The following is a 450-nucleotide window of genomic DNA, read 5'->3' on the forward strand; positions in this document are numbered from 1 at the left end:
TAATACAGTCCTGCTGTATTTTTCCGGTAAACGCTTTTACGCCAAGATAGCGGTACAGTTCGGTTAAATGTTCGCGTCGCGTGGTTTCCCTGCCGGAAAGGTAAGCAGGCCAGAGATCCCCGGTAAGTTTTAGCCTGCTGGCGATATGCTTCAGCAGCGCATCAGAGGGTGGGATTTTTTTATCCGGTGCAAAGCCGACATTTTTCAGATAGCAAAGAAGGACGGAAAAACCAAAACGACTGGCGGGTTTACGGTGAGCACTGATAAGCGCCAGATCATGCTCACTAAAATACGCCATTCGTGTCAGCGTTAACTCATCGTCCGGTAATGCCAGTAATGATTCTCTTTCCGACAGAGAAAGAATCTGCCTCCTTGCCATATAGTTTCCCTCATAAATTATTCGATGCGGTATTTTTAAACAAAAATGGTTATCGCATAAGGGTACACCCT

General features: G+C 46.0%; 1 protein-coding gene. It reads right to left on the minus strand.

From position 1 onward, the window contains the following. Positions 1-379: DUF4158 domain-containing protein (locus tag HX773_RS25305; protein WP_176973795.1), on the minus strand; the 379-nt coding region annotated here is incomplete at its 3' end. Positions 380-450 lie beyond the last annotated feature (71 nt).

Source organism: Pantoea sp. B9002 (genome assembly GCF_013385945.1).
GTDB lineage: Bacteria > Pseudomonadota > Gammaproteobacteria > Enterobacterales > Enterobacteriaceae > Pantoea.